The organism is Agromyces arachidis, from assembly GCF_052805135.1.
This window is the reverse complement of record NZ_JBRBDK010000013.1, coordinates 45,481-54,147: the sequence shown is the minus strand read 5'-3', so window position 1 is coordinate 54,147 and position 8,667 is coordinate 45,481. Positions and strand designations below refer to the sequence as shown.

Sequence of the window (8,667 nt, the reverse complement as noted above, 5' to 3'; positions counted from 1 at the left end):
TGTCCAGCCTGCGGTACCACCTGCAGCAGCAGGCCGGACGGGACTGACCGCCGTCTGCGGCAGGCGCCCGGTTCGCGCCACGCCCGCCGTATCCCCGCCCCGACGAGGGGGCGGGGATACGGTGAGCCCGAGGAGGGCGCATGGAGTTCGGGACGATCATCACGAGCGCCGGCGAGGTCATCGACTTCATCGGCGTGATCGCGATCGTCGTGGGCGTCCTCTACGCGATGCTCGACGCCGCGGTGCGCCGGATCCGGCGCACGGGGCCCGTGTACGCGCGCTTCCGTCGCGTGCTCGGCCGCGGCATCCTGATCGGGTTGGAACTGCTCGTGGCCGCGGACATCATCCGCACGGTCGCGGTGACCCCGACGCTCGAGTCCGTGAGCGTGCTGGCGCTCATCGTGCTGATCCGCACGTTCCTCAGCTGGTCGCTCGAGGTCGAGATCTCGGGCCGGTGGCCCTGGCAGAAGGCGGACGCCGATGAACCCGCCCCCGAGGGCGGGCGCGCGACGCCGGAGCCCGCGGGTCACGCCTGAGGCGCTCAGTCGAGCGGCCAGACGGCCGACACCGTCCGCATCGCGCGTCCCTCGGGGGGCCTGAGGTCGACGAGCGCGACCTGCCGCAGGCGCACGGTGCGGCCCGGGGCGATCGCGCCCGCCGCACCGTCGGTCACGTGCGGTCGATAGTCCGGACGCGCCCGAGCGACGTCGACGTCGGCCTCGCGCAGCGCGCCGAGCAGGCGCACCCGCAGCGCGCCGAGCGGACCCGGATCGCGGACCAGCGTGACGGGCACGTCGTGCTTCGGGCCGAACATGGCACGGTCGTAGGCCTCCGCCACGACCGTGCGTCGTCCGCGGACGTGCGGGTCGAGGAGGCCGATCACCCACGCGGCGTCGCGATGGGTCTCGAACGGCTCGACCACGGTCACGTGCAACGGCCATGCCGAGACCGGGAACGCGGCGCCCGCGTCGAGCGGGTCGAGCGGCAGCACGACGGCGAAGCGGCCCATGCCTCCAGCGTACGCGGGAGCCACGGGCCGCTCCGGTGGGTCAGATGCCGGCGTCGCCGAAGAGGTCGAGCAGCGCGTCGGGCGCGAAGCGGATCTCGATCGATCCGGTCGGGCCGCCACCGGCGGTGCCGATCCACAGGCCGGAGCCCTCGTGCAGGCGCATCCAGCCATCGCGGAACACGACGTCGGCGCCGAGCGCCACGCCGATCACGGGCGACTGGCCGGCCCGCACGGCGATCGATCCCTCGAGGTCGTGCTCGGCACGCGCGTCCACGTCGTCGCGGGCCTCGACGCCCACCAGCGGACGGAGCGCCGGGGTCGCGAAGCCCGGTGCGTCGAACGGGCTGGAGGTCGTCGCATCCGCCACCGCGCCGACGTGCACGCTGGTCGAGACGAGGGCCGTCTCGGCGCGGCCGTCGAGCACGAGGCGGCTTCCGGCGCGGAACCGGTAGAAGACCCGACCGTCGACCGGGGCGGCGGGCAGGACCACGACGCTCGCCCAGTGACGCGACCATGCGAGCGCGTCGCCCCGCCGGTTCGGCGGGTCGTACAGGCTCGCAGTGAGGCGGACCGCGCCATCGGTGCGGGTCGGGGCCGACCGCAGGGAACTGTGCCGCTCGCCCTCGGGGCCGACGGACCGGGCGGATTCGAAGGAGGGCAGTCGCTGGGTGTCCCATTCGCGCAGCCACGTCTGCAGCCGAGCGCGGAGGGCGTCGAACGAGGGGCCGGTCTCGGCCGGCGCGTCGCCCTGGGCGGCGTCGAGCACGGCCCCGAGGTCGCGGTGGGGCAGCGCGCGGTCGGCGGTGCGGGGTACGTCGAGCATGGTCATGGTGATCCTCCGTCGGGGCGGCGCGAGCGCGCCGGGGTCGATGGAGGTCACGCTACGAGCGGCCCCGTCGGGCGGCATCGGCGTGAGCCCCGGGGCGGGGTGGGGGACAACCCTGAATCCCCGGGCCGGCGAGGCCGTGCCGTGGGGCCGCTCAGACGAGCAGTTGGTGCTCGGCGAGCTCGCGGTACAGGGGAACGGTCTCGACGAGCTGCTCGTGCCTGCCCTCGCCGATCACGCGACCCTCGTCCAGGACGATGATGCGGTCGGAGTCGACCACCGTCGACAGCCGGTGCGCGATCACGATGAGCGTGCGGCCGGCGGCGACGGCGTCGATCGCCTCGCGCATCATGCGCTCGTTGACGCCGTCGAGGGACGACGTCGATTCGTCGAGGAGCAGGATCGGCGGCGCGGCGAGCAGTGCTCGCGCGATCGCGAGCCGCTGGCGCTCGCCGCCGGAGAGCATGATGCCGTTCTCGCCCACCTGCGCGTCGAGCCCGGCCGGGTCGCGTTCGAGCACCCCGCCGAGGTTCACGGCGCGCAGCACGTGCACGCACTCCTCGTCGGTGGCGTCGGGGCTGCCGAGCCGAAGGTTGTCGCGGATGGTGCCGGCCAGCACCGGCGCGTCCTGCTCGACGTAGCCGATCTGCGCCCGCAGCTCGACCCGATCGATGGAGCGGAGGTCGAGGCCGCCCATGCGCACCGCCCCCACGCTGGGGTCGTAGAACCGCTCGATCAGGGCGAGGATCGTGGACTTGCCCGCGCCGGAGGGCCCGACGAGCGCGATGCGCTGCCCGCGCGGCACGCGGAACGTGACGCCGCGGAGCACGGGCTGGCGGTCGGTCACATCGGGCTCCGGCAGGTGCTCGTCGGGCGAGTCGTTCGCGGGGTCGGCCGGGTCGTTCGGCGTGGTCGCGGCGTAGGCGAAGTGCACGTCGTCGAACTCGACGGCCGGTGCGTCGGGGAGCAGGCCCTCGTTGGCCGGTCCGACCATGACGGCGCGAGCGGCGATGCGACGGTCGTGCGCGTCCTCGTCGGGCAGGTCGAGGATCTCCTGGATGCGTCCGAGCGCCCCGAGCGCCTGGTTCACCGAGGTGATCGCGCCGAACGCCTGGCCGAGCGGCAGGATCATCATGAACAGGAACAGGATGAAGGCGACGAGGTCGGCGATCGCGATCGCGCCGGAGGCGACGCGGAACCCGCCGACGCCGAGCACGACGAGGAACGAGACCTGCATCGCGATGCCGGCGATCGGCACGATGAGCGCGGAGACCTTCGCGACCTGCACGCCCATCCGCCAGGCGCCCTCGGCCTGGACGCCGACGTCGGCGACCTCGCGCTCGGTCGCCCCGGCGGCGCGGATGGTGCGCACCGAGGTGATCGCCCGTTCCACCGACGCCGCGACGTCGCCGACCTTCTCCTGCGCGGCGCGCGAGGCCTCCCGCACGCGCGCGGAGAGCAGGGTGACGGTCGTGACGGCGATCGCGACGACCAGCACGGTGAGCCCGAGCAGCACGGGATCGATGATGAGCATGGCGATGATGGCGCCGACGAACGTGACCGTCCCGCCGATCGCCTCGACGAGGCCCTGCGTGAGCACGGCCCGCAGCATCGTGGTGTCGCTGCCGACGCGCGAGACGAGGTCGCCCGTGCGTCGGGTGTCGAACTCGGCGATGGGCAGGTGGAGGATCTTGGCGATCAGCTGCCGGCGGCTCGAGAGCACGACGCCCTCGCCGGTGCGCTGCAGCAGGTAGTGCTGGTATCCGGTGATGACGGCGCTCAGCACGACCAGCGCGACCAGGGCCCAGACGAGACCGTCCAACGGGTCGCCGGCCTCGACGATGTCGATCACGCGAGCGACGAGGAGGGGCTGCGCGAGGCTCGCGACGGCACCCACGATCGAGAGCACGGCCACCCACGCGAGGACCGGGCGATGCTCGAAGAGGAAGGGCAGCAACTGGCGGAACGTCGCGCGCGGTCCCGGCGGCGTCTCGCCGCGCCGCCCGAACGGGCTCCGTCGCGCGGGGCGCTCGGGGCGGCTCGCACCGGGCTTCGGGGTGGATGCCCGGTCGGCCGCGGACTGGGTCGGGCGCTGGCCCGGCAGGGGGATCCCGCCCGTGCGGGCGGAACGGGCGGCCGCTCGCTCGGCTGCCCGGGCCTCGGCTCGCGTGCCGGGGCGCATCTCGATCTCGCTCATGTCGTCTTCCTGTCGCGGGCGCACGACTGCGGATCGGTTTCACGGCGGTCGCGGGCCGCATTGCAGCATACGTCGCGAGGCTGTGAGCGTCGCCTCGCGGCCGCCGCGCCTGTGGATGGCCGGGCGCGGGGCTCAGCGGCCGACGTCCCCGCCCGGCGCGACGATGACGGCTGCCGCGGCGCGGTGCCCCGCCAGGCAGGCTCCTGCGGCGTCCGCCCCGCCCAGGGCCGCGGCGAGGTAGCCGGCGGCGAACGCGTCGCCCGCCCCCGTGAGGTCGCGGACGCCCTCCACCGGCGCGACGGGCACGCGGGTCGCGAGCACGCCCTCGTCGAACACCTCGGTCGGCCGGGGCCCGTGCTTCACCACCAGGCGTCCGGCGACGGATGCCGCGACCGGCCCGCCGCCGGCCACGCCGAGCAGGACCGCCTCGGTCTCGTTCGCGAAGAGCACGTCCGGGCGCAGGCGCGCGTACCAGCCGAGCACGCGCTCGACGCCGAGGCCGTCGAGCAGCCCCGTCGACGAGGCGTCGATCGAGACCGACGCGCCTCGCTCGCGCGCGAAGCCGACCAGGCGGTGCACCTCCCCGCGCATCGGCTCGTGCTCGAGGCCGTAGCTCGGCACGTGCAGCCATGCCATGCCGTCGAGCCAGCCGGGATCGACGCCGTGGAGCTCGGCCGCCGCGGCCCGGTCGGGGAACATGGTGCGCTCGCCGTCGGGCGCGACGATCAGCACGACCGCGCCCGTGCGCCCGTCGCGTTGGACGCGCACCTCGACGCCGGACGCCGCGAGCGCCGCCTCGAGCGTGCGCCCCGCGGCGTCGTCGCCGACGCGACCGACGAACCGGGTCGGCGTCAGGGCGGCGGCGTGCGCCGCGACGTTCGCGGCGCTGCCGCCTCGGGCCCGGAACACCTGGGCGGCCGAGTCGGTCGCGGCGCGGATCGGCTCGGTCGCCCACACCACGATGTCCTCGAGCAGGTCGCCCACCACGACGAGCGCGCCCGGTGCGACCGCGGGCGCGGGCTCAGCCGGCGAGCTCACGCGCGATCTCCGCCCCGAGGCGTGCGTTGCCGCGGTACACGGCGAGGTTCACCTCGAGGCTGCGCCCGTCGGTGGCGCGCTGCACGAAGTCGAGGAGGAACGGCGTCGTGTCGTGGCCGGTGACGCCCGCGGCATCCGCGGCCCGGAGCGCCTCCGCGAGCACCCGATCGTGCACGGCGGGGTCGAGCTGCTCGTCCTCGGAGACGGGATTGGCGACGAGGACGGCCGAGGCGAGGCCCAGCTCGTCGCGGGCGCCGGCGACCGCGGCGGCCTCCGTCGCCGAGTCGACGCGGGCCGGCACCGGGAAACCGGAGTCCGCCACGTAGAACCCCGGGTACCGGTCGGTGCGATAGCCGACCACGGTGATGCCGAGGGTCTCGAGTCGTTCGAGCGTCGCGCCGATGTCGAGGATCGACTTCACGCCGGCGCTGACGACCGTGACGGGCGTGACCGCGAGCGACGGCAGGTCGGCCGATTCGTCGAACGTCTCGTCCGCGCCGCGGTGCACGCCGCCGAGCCCGCCCGTCGAGAACACGCGGATCCCGGCGCGGTGCGCGAGCCAGGCGGTCGCCGCCACGGTCGTGCCCGCGTCGAGGCGACGGGCGCCGGCGACGGGCAGGTCGCGCGTGCTCGCCTTGACGACGGCGTCCGACGCGCAGAGCCGTTCGATCTCGCCGGGGTCGAGGCCGACGGTGGGCACGCCGCCGACGACGCCGATGGTCGCCGGCTCGACCCCCAGGTCGCGCACGAGCGACTCGGTCTCGAGCCCGACCTCGAGGTTGCGCGGCCTCGGCAGACCATGCGTGAGGATCGTCGACTCCAGGGCGAGCACGGGGCGTCCGGCGGCGACCGCGTCGCGCACGCGATCGGCGATGCGGATGCCGGCGGTGGGGGCGGTCTGCATGCGCCTCATGCTATGTCGGCCCGCAGGTCTAGGGTGGGGAACCGTGCCGCAGCCCGTGATCGTCGCCCGAGACCTCGTCAAGCGGTATGGCGACTTCGCCGCCGTCGACGGACTCTCCTTCGAGGTCGCGCCGGGCGAATCCTTCGGGCTGCTCGGTCCCAACGGCGCCGGCAAGTCCACGACCATGCGGATGATCGGCGCGGTGTCGACGCGCACAGAGGGCGAGCTGTCGATCCTGGGGCTCGATCCCGACCGGCACGGACCCGACATCCGCTCGCAGCTCGGCGTCGTGCCGCAGGCCGACAACCTCGACACCGAACTCCGCGTGCGCGAGAACCTGCTGGTGTACGGCCGGTACTTCGGCCTGCCGCGCCGGGTCGTCGCCGAGCGGGCCGACGAGCTGCTCGAGTTCGCGCAGCTCGCCGACCGCGGGCAGGCGAAGGTCGACGCGCTCTCCGGCGGCATGAAGCGGCGTCTCACGATCGCGCGGGGGCTCATCAACGACCCGCGCATCATCCTGCTCGACGAGCCGACCACCGGGCTCGACCCGCAGGCGCGGCACATCCTGTGGGACCGGCTGTTCCGCCTCAAGGAGCAGGGCAAGACGCTCGTGCTCACGACGCACTACATGGACGAGGCCGAGCAGCTCTGCGACCGGCTCGTGGTGGTCGACCACGGGCGCATCATGGCCGAGGGCTCGCCCGCCGCGCTCATCCGGCAGTACTCGTCGCGCGAGGTGCTCGAGCTGCGGTTCGGCTCCGACCGCAACGAGGAGGTCGCCCGTGCGCTCGAGGGCTCGGGCGACCGCATCGAGGTGCTGCCCGACCGCGTCCTCGTCTACACGGCCGACGGCGAGGCCGAGCTCGAGCGCATCTCGGCCGCGGGCCTGCATCCGATCACGAGCCTCGTGCGCCGGTCGAGCCTGGAGGACGTCTTCCTCCGCCTCACCGGACGGACCCTGATCGAATGAGCGATTCCCGGTGGTCGCGTCGGAGCGACGCCCCGCACCGGGGCCCGTCGGCGACCGACGAGCCCCAGCCGGATGACGCCCGCCGGGCGATCGCGGGCGGCGCGCGCCCCCGCCGGTTCGGCGCCTGGTACGTCGCCGAGCACCGGTTCCGGGTCATGTGGTCGTACGCGCAGACGATCCTCGTGACGGGGTTCGGCGAGCCGATCGTCTACCTCTACGCGATGGGCGTCGGGCTCGCGACGCTCGTCGACCGGAACCTCTCGCTCGAGGCGGGCGGAGTCGGCTACCTCGTGTTCGTCGCGCCCGCCCTGCTGTGCAGCGCGGCGCTCACCACCGCGATGATCGAGTTCTCGTACCCGGTGCTCCTCGGCTACAAGTGGAACCCGACGTTCACGGGCATGCACTCGGGGCCGATCAGCCCGGGGCAGATCGTCGACGGGCTCGTGATCTCGGTGGTGGTGCGCCTCGCCGCGACGGTCGCGATCTACTACGGCTTCATGGTGCTGTTCGGCGCGGTGCCCTCGCCGGCGGGCTGGCTCGCCGTCCCGATCGCCACGCTCACGGGCATGGCGTTCGGCACGCTGCTCATGGCGTACGCGTCGTCGATCCGTGAGGACACCGGGCAGCTGGCCATGGTGCAGCGCCTCGTCGTGCTGCCGCTCACGCTGTTCTCGGGCACGTTCTTCCCGCTCGGCCAGCTTCCGTGGTTCCTGCAGTGGATCGGGTGGGTCTCGCCGCTCTGGCACGGCACCGAGCTGTCGCGCGTCGCGACGTTCGGCTACTCCGAGCCGATCTGGCTCAGCGTGCTGCACGTCGTCGTCCTCGTGGCGATGACCGCCGTCGGCTGGATATGGGCGCGTCGCATCGCGGTCCGGAGGCTCGCCGCATGATCATGGTCGACCACGCCCTCGAGCACCGCGGCGGCGGCCGCCGCGGCGTCGGCGCACTGTACGCGGGCAACTCCCGGGCGGTGATGTACCGCGGATGGCGCGCCACGCGCTCCACGAACTGGCTCGTGATGGTGAGCGGGCTGTTCGAGCCGATCTTCTACCTGCTCTCGCTCGGCATCGGCCTCGGTGCGCTCGTCGGCACGGTCGCCGTCGACGGCCGTGAGGTGCCGTACGCGGCGTTCATCGCCCCCGCACTGCTCGCGGTCGCCGCGATGAACGGCGCGATCTACGACTCCACGTGGAACGTGTTCTTCAAGATCCGCTTCGCGAAGCTCTACGAGGGCATGCTCGCGACCTCCCTCGGGCCGCTCGACGTGGCCCTCGGCGAGATCTCGCTGGCCCTCCTCCGAGGTGCGCTCTACGCGGGCGGCTTCATGCTCGTCATGCAGGTGCTGGGCCTCAACCTGTCGTGGTGGGCGGTGCTCGCGATCCCGGCGGTGCTGCTCATCGCGTTCGGCTTCGCGAGCATCGGCATGGCCGTCACGAGCTACCTGACGACGTTCCAGCAGATGGACTGGATCAACTTCGTCATGCTGCCGATGTTCCTCTTCTCGGCGACGTTCTACCCGCTCACCGTCTACCCCGAGCCGATCCAGTGGATGATCCAGGCGCTCCCGCTCTGGCACGGCGTCGAACTCGTCCGGGGGCTCACCACGGGCGTCGTCGGCCCGGCGATGCTCGTGCACGTCGCCTACTACGTCGTCATGATCGTCGTCGGCATGGTCTTCACGACGAAGCGGCTGCGGGCGCTGTTCCTCGACTGACGCGCGGAT

General features: G+C 73.4%; 9 protein-coding genes. 4 read left to right on the top strand and 5 right to left on the bottom strand.

Annotated features, from left to right (window positions below; translation table 11 throughout):
• Positions 1 to 140 precede the first annotated feature (140 nt).
• Complete coding sequence (locus ACUY4T_RS13935; protein ID WP_446019567.1) at positions 141 to 536, top strand: DUF1622 domain-containing protein; 396 nt, start codon at positions 141 to 143, stop codon at positions 534 to 536.
• 5 nt (positions 537 to 541) lie between these two features.
• On the opposite strand, the gene ACUY4T_RS13930 is transcribed toward ACUY4T_RS13935, so the two are convergent.
• The 5 genes from ACUY4T_RS13930 to ACUY4T_RS13910 all read right to left on the bottom strand — a co-directional run bounded on the left by ACUY4T_RS13930 (position 542) and on the right by ACUY4T_RS13910 (position 5,974).
• Positions 542 to 1,009, bottom strand: a complete 468-nt coding sequence (locus tag ACUY4T_RS13930; RefSeq protein ID WP_446019566.1) for a 2'-5' RNA ligase family protein — start codon at positions 1,007 to 1,009, stop codon at positions 542 to 544.
• A gap of 40 nt (positions 1,010 to 1,049) precedes the next feature.
• Positions 1,050 to 1,838, bottom strand: a complete 789-nt coding sequence (locus ACUY4T_RS13925; protein WP_446019565.1) for a hypothetical protein — start codon at positions 1,836 to 1,838, stop codon at positions 1,050 to 1,052.
• 151 nt (positions 1,839 to 1,989) lie between these two features.
• A complete protein-coding gene (locus ACUY4T_RS13920; protein WP_446019564.1) occupies positions 1,990 to 4,032 on the bottom strand; it encodes an ABC transporter ATP-binding protein in 2,043 nt (680 codons plus the stop codon).
• A 132-nt stretch (positions 4,033 to 4,164) separates the two neighbouring features.
• Positions 4,165 to 5,070: a carbohydrate kinase family protein gene (locus ACUY4T_RS13915; RefSeq protein WP_446019563.1), complete on the bottom strand. Its 906-nt coding sequence runs from the start codon at positions 5,068 to 5,070 to the stop codon at positions 4,165 to 4,167.
• The gene (locus ACUY4T_RS13910) at positions 5,054 to 5,974 is read right to left on the bottom strand and encodes a pseudouridine-5'-phosphate glycosidase (protein WP_446019562.1); all 921 of its coding nucleotides are present in this window, start codon (positions 5,972 to 5,974) and stop codon (positions 5,054 to 5,056) included. The genes ACUY4T_RS13915 and ACUY4T_RS13910 overlap by 17 nt, the downstream gene beginning before the upstream one ends.
• Before the next feature lie 43 nt (positions 5,975 to 6,017).
• Here ACUY4T_RS13910 and ACUY4T_RS13905 point away from each other — a divergent pair, with 43 nt between their 5' ends.
• From ACUY4T_RS13905 to ACUY4T_RS13895, 3 genes are read left to right on the top strand one after another with little or no spacing between them, the layout of a single operon-like run.
• On the top strand, positions 6,018 to 6,944 hold the full coding sequence (locus ACUY4T_RS13905) for an ABC transporter ATP-binding protein (protein ID WP_446019561.1): 927 nt from the start codon (positions 6,018 to 6,020) through the stop codon (positions 6,942 to 6,944).
• Complete coding sequence (locus ACUY4T_RS13900) at positions 6,941 to 7,834, top strand: ABC transporter permease (RefSeq protein WP_446019560.1); 894 nt, start codon at positions 6,941 to 6,943, stop codon at positions 7,832 to 7,834. Before ACUY4T_RS13905 ends, ACUY4T_RS13900 begins: the two co-directional genes overlap by 4 nt.
• Positions 7,831 to 8,658 (top strand): ABC transporter permease, encoded by an 828-nt coding sequence (locus ACUY4T_RS13895; protein ID WP_446019559.1) that lies wholly within the window; start codon positions 7,831 to 7,833, stop codon positions 8,656 to 8,658. Before ACUY4T_RS13900 ends, ACUY4T_RS13895 begins: the two co-directional genes overlap by 4 nt.
• Positions 8,659 to 8,667 lie beyond the last annotated feature (9 nt).